16 protein-coding genes are annotated in these 16,876 nt (G+C 72.3%); 5 read left to right on the top strand and 11 right to left on the bottom strand.

Translation table 11 applies throughout. The features are described from left to right. The first annotated feature begins 27 nt into the window (after nucleotides 1-27). Genes ACIRDU_RS04825 through ACIRDU_RS04810 form a run of 4 tightly spaced genes read left to right on the top strand, consistent with a single transcriptional unit; the run spans nucleotide 28 to nucleotide 3,903 of the window. A complete protein-coding gene (locus ACIRDU_RS04825; RefSeq protein WP_403574442.1) occupies nucleotides 28-1,044 on the top strand; it encodes a TauD/TfdA family dioxygenase in 1,017 nt (338 codons plus the stop codon). Then, nucleotides 1,041-2,108 carry a 2,3-diaminopropionate biosynthesis protein SbnB gene (gene sbnB, locus ACIRDU_RS04820; protein WP_403574439.1) on the top strand — a complete coding sequence of 356 codons (1,068 nt, stop codon included), beginning with the start codon at nucleotides 1,041-1,043 and terminating at the stop codon, nucleotides 2,106-2,108. Before ACIRDU_RS04825 ends, sbnB begins: the two co-directional genes overlap by 4 nt. Nucleotides 2,109-2,152: 44 nt before the next feature. Continuing rightward, nucleotides 2,153-3,166 carry a 2,3-diaminopropionate biosynthesis protein SbnA gene (gene sbnA, locus ACIRDU_RS04815; protein ID WP_403574436.1) on the top strand — a complete coding sequence of 338 codons (1,014 nt, stop codon included), beginning with the start codon at nucleotides 2,153-2,155 and terminating at the stop codon, nucleotides 3,164-3,166. Nucleotides 3,167-3,180: 14 nt separating this feature from the next. Further along, nucleotides 3,181-3,903, top strand: coding sequence for a 4'-phosphopantetheinyl transferase family protein (locus tag ACIRDU_RS04810; RefSeq protein ID WP_403574433.1), 723 nt, complete (start codon nucleotides 3,181-3,183; stop codon nucleotides 3,901-3,903). Between the two features lie 3 nt (nucleotides 3,904-3,906). Here the strand turns inward: ACIRDU_RS04810 and ACIRDU_RS04805 are convergent, their stop codons facing one another. From ACIRDU_RS04805 to pepN, 4 genes are all read right to left on the bottom strand, one after another. Further along, nucleotides 3,907-4,650: an anti-sigma factor domain-containing protein gene (locus ACIRDU_RS04805; RefSeq protein WP_403574430.1), complete on the bottom strand. Its 744-nt coding sequence runs from the start codon at nucleotides 4,648-4,650 to the stop codon at nucleotides 3,907-3,909. Beyond that, the gene (gene sigK, locus ACIRDU_RS04800) at nucleotides 4,647-5,249 is read right to left on the bottom strand and encodes an ECF RNA polymerase sigma factor SigK (RefSeq protein ID WP_403574427.1); all 603 of its coding nucleotides are present in this window, start codon (nucleotides 5,247-5,249) and stop codon (nucleotides 4,647-4,649) included. The genes ACIRDU_RS04805 and sigK overlap by 4 nt, the downstream gene beginning before the upstream one ends. 264 nt (nucleotides 5,250-5,513) lie before the next feature. Beyond that, nucleotides 5,514-6,554, bottom strand: coding sequence for a hypothetical protein (locus ACIRDU_RS04795; protein WP_403574424.1), 1,041 nt, complete (start codon nucleotides 6,552-6,554; stop codon nucleotides 5,514-5,516). A gap of 196 nt (nucleotides 6,555-6,750) precedes the next feature. After that, a complete protein-coding gene (gene pepN, locus ACIRDU_RS04790) occupies nucleotides 6,751-9,330 on the bottom strand; it encodes an aminopeptidase N (RefSeq protein WP_403574422.1) in 2,580 nt (859 codons plus the stop codon). 137 nt (nucleotides 9,331-9,467) lie between these two features. On the opposite strand from pepN, the gene ACIRDU_RS04785 reads away from it, so the two are divergent. Further along, nucleotides 9,468-10,106, top strand: a complete 639-nt coding sequence (locus ACIRDU_RS04785) for a DsbA family protein (RefSeq protein ID WP_403574419.1) — start codon at nucleotides 9,468-9,470, stop codon at nucleotides 10,104-10,106. A gap of 3 nt (nucleotides 10,107-10,109) precedes the next feature. On the opposite strand, the gene ACIRDU_RS04780 is transcribed toward ACIRDU_RS04785, so the two are convergent. From ACIRDU_RS04780 to ACIRDU_RS04750, 7 genes are read right to left on the bottom strand one after another with little or no spacing between them, the layout of a single operon-like run. Then, nucleotides 10,110-10,331: a hypothetical protein gene (locus tag ACIRDU_RS04780; RefSeq protein ID WP_403574416.1), complete on the bottom strand. Its 222-nt coding sequence runs from the start codon at nucleotides 10,329-10,331 to the stop codon at nucleotides 10,110-10,112. Then, the gene (locus ACIRDU_RS04775) at nucleotides 10,332-11,369 is read right to left on the bottom strand and encodes a glycerophosphodiester phosphodiesterase family protein (RefSeq protein ID WP_403574413.1); all 1,038 of its coding nucleotides are present in this window, start codon (nucleotides 11,367-11,369) and stop codon (nucleotides 10,332-10,334) included. 26 nt (nucleotides 11,370-11,395) lie between these two features. Next, entirely contained in the window at nucleotides 11,396-12,820 is a 1,425-nt protein-coding gene (locus ACIRDU_RS04770) for an FGGY family carbohydrate kinase (protein ID WP_403574411.1), read from the bottom strand. Nucleotides 12,821-12,839: 19 nt separating this feature from the next. Continuing rightward, nucleotides 12,840-13,871, bottom strand: a complete 1,032-nt coding sequence (locus ACIRDU_RS04765; protein WP_403574408.1) for a 2-hydroxyacid dehydrogenase — start codon at nucleotides 13,869-13,871, stop codon at nucleotides 12,840-12,842. Next, nucleotides 13,868-14,953, bottom strand: a complete 1,086-nt coding sequence (locus tag ACIRDU_RS04760; RefSeq protein WP_403574406.1) for an ABC transporter ATP-binding protein — start codon at nucleotides 14,951-14,953, stop codon at nucleotides 13,868-13,870. The genes ACIRDU_RS04765 and ACIRDU_RS04760 overlap by 4 nt, the downstream gene beginning before the upstream one ends. After that, entirely contained in the window at nucleotides 14,925-15,758 is an 834-nt protein-coding gene (locus ACIRDU_RS04755) for a DeoR/GlpR family DNA-binding transcription regulator (protein WP_403574404.1), read from the bottom strand. The genes ACIRDU_RS04760 and ACIRDU_RS04755 overlap by 29 nt, the downstream gene beginning before the upstream one ends. Then, a complete protein-coding gene (locus ACIRDU_RS04750) occupies nucleotides 15,755-16,861 on the bottom strand; it encodes an ABC transporter ATP-binding protein (protein ID WP_403574401.1) in 1,107 nt (368 codons plus the stop codon). Before ACIRDU_RS04750 ends, ACIRDU_RS04755 begins: the two co-directional genes overlap by 4 nt. Nucleotides 16,862-16,876 lie beyond the last annotated feature (15 nt).

Genomic DNA, 16,876 nt, shown 5'->3' with positions numbered 1-16,876 from the left:
ACACCAGGAGTACGAGAGGAGATCGACATGCTGTCGGCACTCTTCCGCAAGAACAGGGCCACCACGACACCGGCTCCGGACGGCCTTGCGGTACTCGATGCCGCGGACACCCCGGACGGCACGGACGCGGCGGCCTGGGCGGCCGACCGGCGGGAGACGCTGCGCGGACTCGTCGCCGAGCGAGGGGCGCTCGTCGTCCGGGGCCTCGGACTGCGCACCCCGGCCGACGTCGGGTCGGTCCTGCGCCAAGTGGCGGAGCAGCCCGTGGCCGAACGCGAGGCGTTCGCCGCCCGTGACCGCCACGCGGACGGCGTCTACACGTCGTCGGCCTGGCCGCCCAACCAGCCCATGTGCATGCATCACGAACTCAGCTACGCCGCGGAGTGTCCCGGCCTGATGCTGTTCGCCTGCCTGGAGCCCCCCGCCGAAGGCGGTGCCACCGCGGTGGCCGACGCGACCGCTGTGCTGCACGCGCTGCCCGCCGACCTCGTCGAGCGTTTCGCCCGGGAGGGCTGGCTGCTCACCAGGGCCTACAACGAGGGGATCGGCGCGACGCTCGGTCAGTCGTTCGGCACCGACGACCGGGGCGCCGTCGAGGCCTACTGCCGTGCACACGCGATCGACTGGTCCTGGCAGCCCGACGGTTCGCTGCGGACGCGGCAGCGCCGGCACGCCGTGGTGCGGCACCCGGTCTCCGGTCTGAACTGCTGGTTCAACCAGATCGCGTTCCTGAACGAATGGACGATGGCACCCGAGGTCCGGGAGTTCCTGGTCGAGGAGTACGGACCGGACGGGCTGCCCTTCAACACCCGTTACGGCAACGGCGACCCGGTGCCCCCGGACGTCGTCGAGCAGATCAACAAGACCTACGAAGCCCTCACCGTACGCCGGCCCTGGCAGCGCGGTGACCTGATGCTCGTGGACAACATCCGCACCGCGCACAGCCGCGAGGCGTACCGGGGGCCGCGGGAGGTCGTGGTGGCGATGGCCGACCCTGTGCGTCCCGGCCTTCCCGGACCGCGGACGGGGAGGGAAGCGGCATGACCACCCTGCACACCGTCCCGCACACCGCCCGGACGCACACCCCCGTCGTGCCGTCCTTCGCCGTCGTCCCCGGAAGCCAGGTCAAGGAGGTCCTCCAGGGCAGGGAGAAGACCGTGGTGGAGGTCGTCGAGGCGACCTACCGCCTGCACGGCGCCGGCCGTACGGTCAACCCGCCGTCCTCGTTCCTGCGCTTCCCCGACCGGCCGACGTCACGGATCATCGCCCTGCCCGCCTCGCTCGGCGGCGAGGGCCCGGTGGACGGCCTGAAATGGATCTCCAGCTTCCCCGGCAACGTCGCCTCGGGCATCCCCCGGGCGTCAGCCGTACTCATCCTCAACGACCCCACCACGGGCTACCCCTTCGCCTGCATGGAGAGCTCGATCATCAGCGCCGCCAGGACCGCGGCGTCCGCCGCGTCGGCCGCCGACCGGCTCAGCAGGGGACGACCGCGCCCCGCCCGCCTGGGATTCGTCGGGGCGGGTCTGATCGCCCGCTACATCCACACCTACCTTGAGGGCACCGGCTGGTCCTTCGACGCCATCGGTGTGCATGACCTGTCCCCCGACAGCGCCGCCGGCTTCCGCACCTACCTGGAGCAGTCCGGAGCCGTCGGACGCGTCACCGTGCACCGTGACGCCGAGGAACTGATCCGCCTCAGCGATCTGATCGTCTTCGCCACGGTCGCCGACCGGCCGCACATCACCGAGCCGTCGTGGTTCCGGCACAACCCGGTGGTGCTGCACGTGTCGCTGCGCGACCTCGCGCCGCAGGTGCTGCTCAGCGCCACCAACGTCGTCGACGACATCGACCACTGCCTCAGGGCCGCCACCTCCCCGCACCTCACCGAACGCCTCACCGGCAACCGCGACTTCCTGCTCGGCACGCTCGACGACGTGATGGCCGGCCGCGTGACGGTCCCGGCCGAACGCCCGGCGATCTTCTCGCCGTTCGGCCTGGGGGTGCTGGACCTCGCGGTCGGCTCTTACGTCTACGACGAACTGGCCCGCTCCGGCGAACTGCGGGTCGTCGACCACTTCTTTCACGAACTGAGCCGGCACGGCTGAGGACGACACGCGTCCACCGTCCGGCCCTGGACGAGGAGAACATCGTGCCAGTCATATCCGAACCCCACGCCTTCAACGAGGAGGACCTGTACGTCGACCTCGAGCCGATGACAGGACACCGGCTCTTCCTCAAGTGCGAGGGCTTCAACTTCGCCGGTTCGATCAAGCTGAAGGCCGCGACCGAGATGGTGGAGTCCGCCGAGCGAAGCGGGACCCTCAGGCGTGACTCGATCCTGGTCGAGTCCTCCTCCGGCAACCTCGGCGTGGCGTTGAGCATGATCGCGGCGAGCAAGGGCTACCGCTTCGTCTGCGTGACGGACTCCCGGTGCAACCTGGCCACCCGGCTGATGATGGAGGCCCTGGGCAGCCAGGTCCACGTCGTCTCCGACGAGCACGCCACGGGCGGTCTGCTGGGCGCGCGGCTGGCGCACCTGCGCGATCTGTGCGCCGCGGACGCCCGTTACGTGTGGCTGAGCCAGTACACCAATCCCGACAACTGGCGGGCGCACTACCGCAGGACGGCACCGGCCATCGCCCGCCGGTTCCCGTTCCTGGACGTCCTGTTCATCGGTGTCGGCACGACCGGCACGCTGATGGGCTGCGCACGCTGGTTCCGCTCCTGGCACCGGCCGGTGCGGATCGTGGCGGTGGACAGCGTCGGCTCCGCCATCTTCGGCGACCCGCCCGGACGGCGCATGATTCCCGGACTGGGCATGAGCGTCCGGCCCCCCTTGCTCGACGAGAGTTACGTCGACGAGGCGGTCCGGGTGGAGGAGGCCGATGCCATCCGTACCTGCCAGAGCCTGGCCAGGCGGGGCTTCCTGTTCGGCGGTTCGACCGGCACGGTCGTCAGCGGGGCGACGAGCTGGCTCGCCCGGCACGGAACGCCCGGCCTCACCCCCGTCGCGCTCGCCCCGGACCTCGGCGAGCGCTACCTCGACACGATCTACCAGGGCAACTGGGTGCGGGCTCTGTACGGTGGCGACGCGCTCGCCCCGCCGGTGTCGCACGGCAGCGCAATCGAGGACGCCCGGGCGGTACGAGCCCCCTCCGACTGAAGGCGGCCGTCGCCATGTGCCTCCTCCCCCTGATGCCGCTCCCGCCTCCCGAGCGGCTCACGCCCGCCGCCTGGGCCCGGCTCCCGAAGCCGCCGCGCCCCGGCCGGCCCCGGCTGTGGCTGGCCCGGGTGGAGGATCTCCGCGGTGCCGCGGCCCGGCTCGCGGACCCGGTGCTGGACAGCGGGGAAAGGGCGCGGGCCGCGGCACTTCACCGGGCGGCGGACAGGGACGGCTACCGGGTCGCCCACGTGTGCCTGCGCATGCTCCTCGGTGCCTACCTCGGCGTCGAGCCGTCGGACGTGCCGCTGGTACGGCGACCCTGCCCCGTGTGCGGGGGCCCGCACGGCCGCCCCGACGTGCCCGGCGCGCCCTTGTGCTTCTCCCTCTCCCGTACCGCCGGGCTCTGCCTTCTCGCCTTCGCGGACACAGCGGTCGGCGCGGACATCGAGCGGCTGCCCGCCGCCGACGTCGTCTCCGCCCTCACGGCGACGCTGCATCCCCGGGAGGCCGCCGAACTCGCCGCGTGTCCGCCGGAGGGGCGCCCGGCCGCCTTCGCCCGCGTGTGGACCCGCAAGGAGGCGTATCTGAAAGGGCTCGGCACCGGACTGGGACGCGACCTCCACCTGGACCACCTCGGCGCCTCCGCGGCCGGGCCCCGCCGGTTGCCGGGCTGGGCCGTCGGGGACGTGGCGGTGGGGGAGGGGTGTGCGGCTGCCGTCGCGGTGGCCGAGCCGTGACCCTCAAGCGGGGACGGGGATGACGCCGACCGGGTCGGTGGTGGGCTGCGTGGAGCCGCCGGCCGGTTCCACGGTGATACAGACGGCAGTGGCCCCTTCGAGGCGCCCATCCAGCACATGTGTCTGACGTCCGCCCGCCGAGGACAGCAGTCCTGCCGGCCGGTACCGCCCCGATTCGGCGTACCAGAGTTCGTAGACCCGTTCGCCGGTGAGCGGCGGCAGTCCGGAGGCGATGAGCGCGGACCGGCCCTGCGCCCGGGAGGCGACCACGCTCGCGGTCCCGCCGCGCGCCAGCTCCTGGGTGCTGATCGTGGCGTCGGGGGCGGCAAGGACATCGGTGAGATGCCGGTAGTCGGCACGGACCTGCGCGGACTGCTCGCGTGCGGTGTCGGCCTCGGAGCTCTGCCACCAGGCGACGCCTCCGAGAGCCGCGGCCGCCGCCACGGACGCCGCCAGCGCCGGCACCAGGCTCCGCTGCAGTCGGCGTCGGCGCCGGGACTCGACTGCGACGGACCGGCCCTGACGTACGGTGCCGATCTGGTCGAGCACCCGGCGGCGCAGGTCCGCTGAGGGGGCGCTCGTCTCCGCCGCCCCCAGCGGAACCGCCGCACTCGACAGCTGATCCACTTCCCGACGGCATGACACACAGACGGCCAGGTGCTTCTCGAAGACGGCTTCCTCACCGGCCGGAAGCGCGTGCAGCACGTACGCTCCGACAGCGAGGTGGGGATCATCGGCGAGGCTCACGTGGCGGCCTCCATACAGTCGTGCAGGCGCCGCAGCCCCTGACGCATCCGCGACTTGATCGTTCCCGCCGGTGTCGAGAGCGCGTCGGCGACCTCCGCGTACGTCAACCCCTCGTAGTAGGCCAGCACCAGGGGCAGCCTGAGCTCGCGGGCCAGCTGGGCCAGGCAGCGGAAGATGGCGCGCTGCTCCTCCCGCACCTCGACCTCTTCGGCGACGGCGTCGAAGGACCGTTCCTGCTCCATGACCGCGGCGCGCAGCTCGCGGGCGCGGCCCGCGGCGACGGACCGCACCCGGTCCACCGCGCGGCGGTGCGCGAGGGTGAGCACCCAGTTCCGGGCGGCTCCGCGCGCCGGCTGGAACCGGTCGGCGGTCCGCCACACCTCCACCATCACGTCCTGGGTCACCTCCTCCGCCTGGGCTTTGTCACCCACCACCCGGCAGGCCAGCCCCAGCACCGTGTGCGCCAAGGCGTCGTACAGTGCGGCGAAGGCCTGTTCGTCGCCGTCGGCGGCGCGAAGGAGCAACGTGTCCAGCCCGGGGTCGTCTGTCGGCCCCCCTCTCTTGTCACCTTCCCTCCGAGCTCCGTCTCCTCGGTCCATCGCGCCTCCTCGCCTCGACTCGACACTGGCCCTCTTCCGCGGGCGGCGCATCCGGTCCGAAGCCGTCCGTCTGACGGATTCACCTGCCTGCCGCAGCAGACGGCCGCCCCGGCGGCGAGGCGGCGCGTCCCCTCCCCCCACCTCTTGTTCGTAGCCGCCACCGCGACAGATCAAGATCCGTCGCTGCCGGAATGCGAGGAGGGGCCGCCGGTCAGTTCCGGCGGCCCCTCCTCTCCCCTCCTGGTGCTGCACCCGGGTCCGTCATTACCGGGGCAGCACCACGACATGCGCGGCCGGTTCGCGGTCGGCCGAGGCCATCAGGGCCGTGCGGATCACCGTCGCCTGCTGCTCCGGGGAGTCGCGGAGCTTCCTCGGCGTGATGTGGACGACCGTGATGCCGAGCCGCTCCAGGTGCTCGCGCTTGCGGGCGTACTCGGACCACAGGGCGTCGTCGTCCTGCCGGGGCGCCCGGGTGTCGAGCTCCACCGCCACCGCCTGGTCGGGCCAGTACACGTCGAGGCCGCCGAGGTAGGGGCCGCCGGGCAGACGCAGGTCGACGTTCCACACCGGGTCGGGCAGGCCGTAGTCGCGGACCATCCGGTACAGGCGGCCCTCCGCGATCGCCCGGCCCTCGGCGAGCAGGGACTCCACCGCGTCCACCACGTGTGGGCGGCTCAGCAGCCGCGCCTGGTTCAGCTCGCGGACCACCGCCGCCGGGTCGCAGTGGGCTCCGCGCACCGCCTCCGTCAGCAGACGGCGGACGATGCCGGCGTCCGCGAGTTCCGCCACCGCGTCGGCCAGGGCGCGGGCGACCGGCGCCACCGGCACCCCCGTGACCGGCTCGGGGGTGGGCACGTCGGACGTGCGGACGATGCGCGCGCAGCCCGTGGAGCGCAGCCGCCGCAGCCGCGGGACCAGGACGTCGATCACGTCCAGGGACGGCAGCGGGGGAGTGGAGGAGAAGCCGTGCAGCGTCAGCGCGGCCAGGCCCGTGATCATCACCTCGGGGTGGGCGGAGGCGTGCGGCCCGCCCGCGCCGGGCTGGGCGGGCACCCCGGTGCCGCGCTCCCGTGCCGCGTACATGAGCACCGCGTGCAGCCGCTCCTCGCTGGTCGGCGGGCCCGGGTGGAGCAGGACGACGCCGGGGAGGAACTGCTGCCAGGGGCCGCCCGCCCGGCAGTGCTCGTTCGTCTCGGCCGTGGAGACGCCGTGCGAGCGGAGCTGGGCCGTCGTCATCACGCGGGGGCGCACGCCGCCGGACAGGTCGCGCAGGGGGCGGGGGGAGAGCGGGGTGTTGTGGGTCATGACCCGCAATTTCCCGCGTTCCGACCACTCTTTAACCGCTGTTACAGGGCCGTCGACAAATACGGACAACCCAGCACTAAAGGACGGTTGTTCGGATGCCGAAAGCCCCTGGTCCGTTCGGGTGCGGACCAGAGGTTACGGCTTGCGGGGCACTCATCTCGTAACGAAGCCGCCATGCCCGGATCTCAGGCCAAAGCTACTGGTCAGAGGCCCCGTCGCACGCCTGTCCACGCAACGCCCGTGCCAGATCGTCACGGGACTCCAGCACCAGCCGGCGCAGGGCCGGGGCCGCGTCCTGGTGGGCGTCCAGCCACGCGTCCGTGGCGTCCAGCGTCTCCTGGGACTGCTGGAGGAAGGGGAACAGGCCCTGCACCACGTGCATGCCGATCTGGATCGACCGCTCGGCCCACACCCGCTCGATCGCCGCGAAGTACTTCTCGGCGTACGGCGCGATCAACTCACGCTGCGAGCCCTGGGAGAAGCCCGCGATGGTCGCCTCGACCATGGCGTTGGACAGCGCGTCCGACTCCACGACCTGCGCCCAGGCCTGCGCCTTGACCGCCGCGGACGGGCGGGCGGCCAGACAGCGCACCTGGTGGCGCTTGCCGGAGGCCGTGTCGTCCCGGGTCAGCTCCTCGGCCAGCGCCTTCTCGTTCACGGCCCCGTGCGCGGCCAGCGGCTCCAGGAACACCCAGCGCAGCTCCTGGTCCAGGTCGAGGCCCTCGACCGTCGCCGTGCCGTCCAGCAGTTCGCGCAGCAGCTCGAAGTCGGCCTCGGCGGTGGCCGTCCGGGCGAAGAAGCGCGCCCAGGCGAGCTGGTGCTCGCTGCCCGCCCCGGCCGCGTACAGCTCGCGCCGGGCGCCCTCGGCGAGCAGCCGGGCCGCCGTCTCGCGCCGGGCGGGTGCCGTGTAGTGGGTGACCGCCGACTCGGCCCACGCGTGCAGCATCTGCACGACGCCGATCTCGGACTCGCGCCCGCCGAACCGCAGCACCAGGTCCACGAAGTCCCGCGCCGGGAGCAGCGCGTCACGCGTCATGTTCCACAGCGCCGACCAGCACAGGGCGCGCGCGAGCGGGTCGGTGACCGCACCCAGGTGCTCGCGCAGGGTCGCCAGCGAGGTCTCGTCGAAGCGGATCTTGCAGTACGTCAGGTCGTCGTCGTTGACCAGGACCAGGTCGGGGGCGTCGGTCCCGGCCAGTTCCGCCACGACCGTCCGCGCGCCGTCGACGTCGGTCTCCACGCGCGCGTACCGCTCCAGCGCCCCGCCGCCGGTCACCCGGTACAGGCCCACCGCCACCCGGTGCGGGCGCAGTTCGGGGTGGGACTCGGCGGCCTCCTGCACCACCGCCAGCTCCTCGACGCGGCCGTCCGCGCCCAGCAGCACCTGTGGCGTCAGCGAGTTCACCCCGGCCGTCTGGAGCCAGGACCGCGCCCACGCGCTCATGTCCCGGCCGCTGGTCTCCTCCAGCACCGACAGCAGGTCACCGAGGCGCGTGTTGCCGTACGCGTGCCGCTTGAAGTAGCGCCGGGCGCCCTCCAGGAACGCCTCCTCGCCGACGTACGCCACGAGTTGCTTCAGCACCGACGCGCCCTTGGCGTACGTGATGCCGTCGAAGTTCAGCTTGGCGTCCTGGAGGTCGCGGATGTCCGCCGTGACCGGGTGCGTGGAGGGCAGCTGGTCGGCGCGGTAGGCCCAGGCCTTGCGGCGGTTGGCGAAGGTGATCCAGCCGTTGACGAAGCGGGTCGCGCCGACGAGCGAGAACTCGCCCATGAAGTCCGCGAAGGACTCCTTCAGCCACAGGTCGTCCCACCACTCCATGGTGACCAGGTCGCCGAACCACATGTGCGCCATCTCGTGCAGGATGACGTTGGCCCGGCCCTCGTAGGACGCCTGGGTCACCTTCCCGCGGAAGATGAACTCCTCGCGGAACGTCACCAGCCCCGGGTTCTCCATCGCGCCCAGGTTGTACTCGGGCACGAACGCCTGGTCGTACTTCCCGAAGGGGTACGGGAAGTCGAAGTGGTCGTGGAAGAAGTCCAGGCCCTGCTTGGTGACGAGGAAGACGTCCTCGGCGTCGAAGTAGGGCGCGAGGCCCTTGCGGCACAGGGCGCCGAGCGGGATCTCCAGCGTCGTGCCGTCGGCGAGGGTGCGCGCGTAGGAGTCCGTCACGTAGTGGTACGGGCCCGCCACCACGCACGTGATGTACGTCGAGATCGGCTTGGTCTCGGCGAACCGCCACACCCCGTCGGCCTGCTCACCGGCCCCGTTGCTCCACACCGTCCAGCCCTCGGGCGCGCGCACCTCGAACCGGTAGGGGGCCTTCAGGTCGGGCTGCTCGAAGTTCGCGAAGACCCGCCGGGAGTCGGCCGGCTCGTACTGCGTGTACAGGTACACCTCGCCGTCCTCGGGGTCGACGAAGCGGTGCAGGCCCTCGCCGGTGCGGGAGTACGCGCACTGCGCGTCGACCACCAGCTCGTTCTCCGCGGCCAGGTCCTCCAGCGTGATCCGGGAACCGTCGAAGACCTCACCGGGGTCCAGATCACGGCCGTTGAGTGAGACGGCCGTCACACTCGGCGCGATCAGGTCGGCGAAGCTGCTCGCCCCGGGCTCGTTGCAGCGGAAGCGGACCGTGGTGATGGAGCGGAAGGTGCGGGGCCCGTCCCCTCGGTCCTCACCGACCGCGGACCGCAGGTCGAGGGACACCTCGTACCCGTCGACGCTCAGCAGGGCGGCCCGCTCCCGGGCCTCGTCGCGGGACAGATTCTCACCGGGCACGGGCGGCACTCCTCAGATGTCGTGGGGTACGGCTGAACAGGACCGATCCTGCCACGTGCCCCTGACACGGGGCAGCCGGGAATGACGGGAGCGCGGACCGGCGTTGCCGGAGAAACGGTTCCCTCTTGAGGAGAGACATGTCGGACAAGACCCCCGTCGACTTCTGGTTCGACCCGCTCTGCCCCTGGGCCTGGATGACCTCCCGCTGGGTGCTGGAGGTGGAGAAGGTCAGGGACATCGAGGCGCGCTGGCATGTCATGAGCCTCGCCGTCCTGAACGAGGACAAGCTGGACGAGCTGCCCGAGGAGTACCGCGAGCTGCTGGAGACCAAGGCGTGGGGCCCCGTCCGGGTCGTCATGGCCGCGCAGCAGGAACACGGCGCCGAGGTCCTCGGCGACTTCTACACCGCGCTCGGCACCCGCATCCACAACCGGGCCGAGGGCCCCGGCAAGGAGACGGTCGCCGCCGCCCTGAAGGACGTGGGCCTGCCCGAGTCCCTCCTGGAGCACTGGGACTCCACCCCGTACGAGGCGGAACTGCGCGCCTCCCACAAGGAGGGCATCGACAAGGTCGGCCAGGACGTCGGCACCCCGGTCATCGCCGTGCCCGGCAGCGACGGCGAACAGATCGCCTTCTTCGGCCCCGTCGTCACCCCGGCCCCGCAGGGCGAGGAGGCCGGCCGCCTCTGGGACGGCACCCTCGCCGTGGCCTCGGTCCCCGGCTTCTACGAGATCAAGCGCACCCGCACCAAGGGCCCCGACTTCTCCAACCTGTAGGGCTCATTGTGAGGCGTCGGCTCCCGGGTTCTGCAACTCCTCCGGGAGCCGCCCGCCGCCCGCCTGGTGGCCCCAGGGCTGATACCAACGGCAGCCCGCAGCGGTGCACCGCCACAGGTCCGTACGGTTCGTCCCGAGCGCCTTCCTCTCCCCGGGCTTGAGCGGCGTGAACACCTGGGTGCCGCTGCCGCCACAGGTCGGACAGTGCTTGTCCTTGAAAAACATTCAGACCCTCCTGGCCATCACCGCCAAGTCCGGGAAGTCGGTTACGACCGCATCGACCCCCATGCGGTAGTACAGCGCGTATTCGGCGAACGCGTCCCCGAAATCGTTCGGTCCGGTCCCGCGCCGGAACTCCGCCGGCAGGAACTGGTTCTCCGCGCGGAAGGTGTACGGCCCGATCCGCAGCCCCGCCGCATGCGCGTCCGCGACGAGGGTCGTGCCGGCGACCGAGGACTTGTCCGGCCCGATCCAGTCCGCGTACTCCGCGATCCGCGCCAGTCCCGCCGGCGTCATCATGTCCCGGTAGGTCATCGAGGGCAGGTCGTACGGCCCGCCCGTCGTCCCCAGCGCCTGCCACAGCGGCACGTTCAGATCCGTCATGCGCTGCAGGCTCGTCGGCTCGAAGGACTGCACCACGCACTCGCGCCGGCCGAGCCGGTTGCGGCGGATCGCGGCCGCCAGCTTCGGCTCCAGCGGCAGGCCGATCGACCGGAAGTACGTGGGGTGCTTGGTCTCCGGGAAGACCGCGACCGTCCGGCCGTGTTCCCTCGACAGCCGCCGCGCCAGGTCCACGACCTCCTGGAAGGTCATGACCTCCGCACGGCCGTCGAAGACGGTGTTGCGGTTGCGGACCGCAGGCAGCCGCTCCACCGCCCGCAGCGTCTTCAGCTCGGCCAGCGTGAAGTCCTCCGTGAACCAGCCGGTCACCGGCCGCCCGTCGACCGTCTTCGTCGTGCGGCGGTCCGCGAACTCCGGGTGACGCGCCACGTCCGTCGTCTGCGAGATCTCGTTCTCGTGCCGGACCACCAGCACGTGGTCCTTCGTCGGCACCAGATCCGGTTCGATCCAGTCGGCACCGGTCTGCACGGCGTACGTGTACGAGGCCGCCGTGTGCTCGGGGCGCCAGCCGGCCGCGCCGCGATGACCGATGACGACCGGGCCGCCGCCCTTGCGGGGTTCGGCGGCCGCCGGGGCGGCCGTGGCAGCCGTGGCCGGTCCCGCGGCAGCCGCGAGCAGGAGAGATCGGCGTCTCAGGTGCATCCAAGTCCCTTTCGCCACAGGTGTGTTCAGCTCCTTGCGCGGGCCCGGGCCTGCGCCAGCCGGCCCAGATGCTCCTCGTAGCCCCTCGTGTAGAACGCGGCCCGGCCCGGGTCCGGCTCGACGACCGCCGTCGGTTTCGTCCACCCCTCCGCGTCCAGCGGCACCCCGTGGCGTTCGGCCGCCGCCAGGACCGCGCCCCGCGCCCCCACCTCGCCCTCGACGACCCGCAGCGGCCGGCCCAGCACATCGGCCAGCAGCCGCATCCAGGCGGAGCTGCGCGTGCCGCCCCCGCAGACAGCCAGGCTCCCGGTCAGGCCCGCGGCCTCCAGGCAGTGCCGGGCCGCGTACCCGATGCCCTCGCAGGTGGCGCGGACCAGGTCGCCCCGGGTCGACTCCAGCGAGACACCGGTGAGTTCGGCACGCAGGCGCGGCTCGACGAAGGGGGCGCGTTCACCGGAGGGCGCGAAGTACGGCAGCACGCGGACGCCGTGCGCGCCCGGCGGTGTTCCGGCCAGCAGACCGTCCACCTCGTCGTGCCGCACCCCCGTCGTCGACAGCACCCAGTCCAGCGCCGCCGTGCCGACCATGGCGGGCATGGCGCGCAGCCAGTGTCCGGGCCGGTCGGTGGAGATGTACAGGCCCGCCGGTTCGCCGGTCAGATCGAGCTCGGTGGTGGCGACCAGGCTGGCCAGGCAGGTCCCGACGATCAGCAGACCGTCCCCCGGCGACGTCACCCCGGCGCCCAGCGCACAGGCCGGCAGATCGTACGGGCCGTTCACGATCCGGGTCCCGGACGGCAGGCCCTCGCCCCGCGCCCCGGCCGTCGCGACCGGGTCGCTGACCGGGGCGAGCAGACCCCGGCGGTGCGCCAGCCCCAGCAGCTCGACGACCCCGTCGTCGTACGCCCGGGTCCGCGGGTCGAGGAACGGCATCGACGCGTCCGACACATCCGTCGTCGGACCGGCGCCGGTCAGCCGCTGGAACACCACGTCCTTGCAGTACAGGGCGGCCTTCGCGGCGTCCAGCGCCTTCGGTTCGTGACGGTCCAGCCAGGCCAGCAGCGGGCCCGGGCAGCCCGGGAACATCGCGCTGCCCGTCCGCCGGAACACCGTCTCGAACGTGCCGTCCGCCAGCCACCGGTCGACCAGTTCGTGCGCCCGCCCGTCCATCCAGGAGGCCGCCGCCCGCACGGGCCGCCCCTCCGCGTCGACCAGCCACACCCCGTCGCCCTGCCCCGTCAGCCCGGCCAGCTCCACCGGCCCCGGGACCCGCTCGGTGACCTCGTCGAGCACGGCGACGACCGCCCCGTACACCTCCTCCATGTCCTGCTCGACGACCCCGCCGTGCAGGGAGAGGTCCACCGGGCGGGAGGACACGGCCAGTTCACGGCCCGTGGCGTCGAAGGCCGCCGCCTTGACCATGGATGTGCCCACATCGATACCGACGTACATGCGGCTCTCCTCCCGGTCCTCAGGTCAGACAGTGCGCGAGCGGCTCCCCGCGCACCCAGCGGCCCACCTCTTCGGCGGCGATCCGCGCCGCCTTCTCCGCCACCGCACGCGAGGCCCCGCCCAGGTGGGGGGTCAGCACCACGCGGTCGGCGAGCCCCGGCAGCCGGGACTCCGCCGGCAGCGGCTCCCGCTCGTAGGTGTCGAGCGCCGCCGCCGACACCCGGCCGCTCTCCAGCGCGTCGCACAGAGCGCCCTCGTCCAGCAGCGGGCCCCGGGCCACGTTCACCACCACCGCGCCGGACGGCAGCAGTCCCAGCTCCCGGCCACCGATCAGCCCCCGTGTCCCGGGCGTGAGCCGGGCGTGCAGGGTGATCACCCGGGAGCGGCGCAGGAGGTCGTCGAGGGAGGTCACGCGCAGACCGTGGATCTCGCCGTGCACATACGGGTCGTAGACCATCACGCGCGCCCCGAACGCGCACAGCACACGCGCGACCCGGCTGCCGACGGCCCCGTACCCGACGAGCCCGACCGGCAGGTCCTCCAGCTCCAGTCCGCTCCGCTCGTACGTGTAGTACGTCGCGCCCTCCCAGCTGCCCCGCCGGGCGAGCGGCTCGTGGGCCTGGGGGATGCGGCGCAGGGCCGCCAGCATCATGCCGACGGTGAACTCGGCGGTGGCGGCGGCGTTGCGGCCCGGCGCGAAGCACACCCGCACGTCACGGTTCTTCGCCGCGTCCAGGTTGACGTTGACCGGACCGCCCCGGCAGACCACGACCAGCTTCAGATCCGGGCAGGCGGCGAGGACCCTCTCCGTCACCGGGCCCATCTGCGTGACCAGGACCTCCGCCCCGGCCAGCGCCTCGATCAGCGCGTCCTCGGCGTCGCTGGCCTCCTGCACCTCGGCGACCGGCCCGAACGGCTCCAGCGGCCAGCCGAGTCGCAGTTCCCTGACGTCCGCCCGCTCCACCTCGTGCTCCACCGCCCGCGTGATCAGCGACGGCAGGACGAAGTGGTCACCGGCGGCCACCACACGCACACTGTTTCCGGAGGTCATCGCAGACGGTCTCCTGTCTCGGAGTCGAAGACATGGGTGTGCTCGGGGTCGGCGGCGACCCGGACCCGTTCGTCGTGGGCGAGCCGCACCTCGGGGTCGGTGAGGACGACCAGGTGCCGTTCCACCCCGTCCAGGGCGAGGGTCGCAAGGCCCGACTCCAGCAGGGGTTCATGGGCGACGACCCGGGCGGGCAGGCCGTCCTCGGCGGTGAGCCGGACGTCCTCGGGGCGGATCCCGACCACCACCTCACGCCCCCGGTCGACCGGCACGGGCAGCGCGATGCGCACCGTGCCGGAGAGACGGGCGTGGCCGTCGCCGTCGGCGATGCCGGGCAGCAGGGTGAGGGCGGGCTCGCCGACGAAGTCCGCGACGAACACGTTGGCCGGGCTGTCGTAGATCTCGTAGGGGGTGCCGAGCTGCTGGATGACGCCGTCCTTCATCACGGCGATCCGGTCGGCGAGGGAGAGGGCCTCCTCCTGGTCGTGGGTGACCAGGATCGTGGTGTGGCCCAGGTCCTTCTGGATGCGCCTGAGTTCCCGGCGGGTGGTGTCGCGCTGGGCCGCGTCCAGGTGGGAGAGCGGCTCGTCGAGGAGCAGCACATCGGGTTCACGGATCAGGGCCCGGGCCAGGGACACGCGCTGCTTCTGGCCGCTGGAGAGACCGGCCGGGCGGGCGTCGAGGAGGCCGGTCAGGCCGACCCGCTCGGCGATCTCCTTCACCTTGCGCTCGACATCGCCTCGTGCGGCCCTTCTGCGGGCCTTCAGCCCGAACGCCAGGTTCTCCGCGACCGACAGCGGCGGATACAGCGCGTAGTTCTCGAACGCGACCCCGATGTTCCGCTGCTGAGCGGGCCGTTCGACGACCGACGCCCCGCCGACCAGGATGTCCCCGCCGGTGACGGACTCCAGCCCGGCGATCATCCGCAGGGTGGTCGACTTGCCGCAGCCGGAGGGACCGAGCAGTCCGAGCAGTTCCCCGGAGCGCAGGCTCAGATCGATCCCGCGGACGGCGTCCACCCCCGGCCGCCCCCGCGACCGGTAGGTCTTGCGCAGCTCACGTAGCTCCAGTCCCGTTCCCGTCATGGCCGCCCTTCATCGCGCAAACCTCGTAACGGACCTTGTGCTCGTCCAGATCCCGCAGTGCCTCCGGCGACGCCCCGTCGTCCACGAGGACCGTGTCGAAGCGGGACAGCGGGACGACCCGGTGCAGGGCGACCCGGCCGAGCTTGGTGTGGTCGATCAGCAGGACGTTGCGGGCCGCCGCGTCGAGCATCGCCCGCTTCACCGACACGATGTGCTGCTCCTGGTGGTAGGCGTAGCCCCCGTGCACGGCCGACGTCGACGCGAAGCACACGTCCACCCGCAGCTGCTCGACCGCCTCCACGCACGACACCCCGAGGAACGAGGAGTGCAGCGGGTCGTAGTCGCCGCCGAGCGCCATCAGGTGGATGCCCCGCTGGTCGGACAGGAGGTTGATCGCCTCCAGGAAGTTGGTGACGACCGTCAGCGGTGTGACCTCGGCCGTGCGCAGCCGTCTGGCTATCTCCAGCGTGGACGTGGAGTCGTCCAGCAGGATCGCCATGCCGGGCTCCACCATCCGCAGCGCCCGCTCGGCGACGGCGGCCTTCTCGGCGCGCATGGTCTTCAGCCGGTACTGCACGTTCGACTCGAAGACCCCCGACGGCTGCGCGGTCACCCCGCCCCGGAACTTCCGTACGATGCCCTGCCGTTCGAGCTCGTCGAGGTCCCGGTGGATGGTCATCAGGCTCACCCCGAACCGCTCGGCGAGCTCGGCCGCCGTCGCCGAGCCGTCGGCCAGCACCTGCTCGGCCATGGCGGCCTGCCGCGCCGCGGGCCCCTGCTGTCCACCACTGCTGTTGCCGCTCATGGCTGTGTCTCTATCCGTCGTCCCGGTCGCTCCGGCCGGTCGGCCTCGAACAGCAGCAGGTTCTCAGGCCGGACCACGAGCCGCACCGGATCGTCCGGACGAAGGCGCGCCGCGTCCGCCCGGGGGGCCACCAGCGACACGCGCTGCTCCCCGGTCCCGAGCCGGACGGTGACCTCCACGGACCGGCCCAGCACCTCGGTGACGTACACGGTCCCGGTCAGTTCGTGGCCCTCGCCGCGCAGCGCGATGTCCCGGGGCCGGAGGCCGACCAGGACGTCCGTGCCGGGCGTGGTCTGTGCACGGACCGGCAGCTCGACCCCGCCGTCCGCGCGCACGCCGCCCTCCGTCACCACGCCCGGCAGCAGGTTGATCCGGGGCCGCCCGAAGGCCCGCGCGACCTCGGTGTCGTGGGGCCGGTACCAGATCTCCTCCCGGGTGCCCGTCTGCACGATCCGGCCCTCCCGGATGACCCCGATCCGGTCGCCGAGCGCCAGCGCCTCGACCGAGTCGTGGGTGACGTAGAGGGTGGTGGTCTGCTGCACGGCCCCGATCGCCTTCAGCTCGGCCCGCATCTGCTGGCGGAGTTTGGCGTCGAGGTGGGAGAGCGGCTCGTCGAGGAGGAAGGCCCGGGCGGGGCGGACCAGGACCCGGCCGAGCGCGACGCGCTGCCGCTGGCCGTTGGACAGCCGGCCGACGGGCCGGTCCAGCAGCCCGGAGATGCCGAGCAGTTCGGCGATGGCGCCGATCCGCTGCCGGGCCTCGGCGGCGGGCAGCCGGTGCCGGGGGGAGCGCAGGGGCGAGGCCAGGTTGTCGTAGGCCGAGCGGTGCGGGTAGAGGGCGTAGCTCTCGAAGCACATCGCCACACCCCGGTCGTACGGCTCGACACCCCGCATGTCCTCGCCGTCGAGCACGACTGTGCCGGAGTCGGGCTGTTCCAGCCCGGCGACGGTTTTCAAGGTCGTGCTCTTACCGGCTCCCGACGGACCCAGCAGACAGAAGAACTCGCCCTCGTAGATGTCCAGGTCGAGCCCGTCGAGCGCGGTGACCGTGCCGTACGTCTTGTGTACTCCTCGTAGTGCGATGGCCGTCTTGTTGGAGTTCACCGGGCCTCCCGGAGG

The organism is Streptomyces sp. NPDC093598, from assembly GCF_044764825.1.
In the GTDB taxonomy this organism is placed as follows: Bacteria; Actinomycetota; Actinomycetes; order Streptomycetales; family Streptomycetaceae; genus Streptomyces.
Note: the sequence above shows the minus strand (reverse complement) of the source record. Positions and strands in the feature narration are given on the sequence as shown.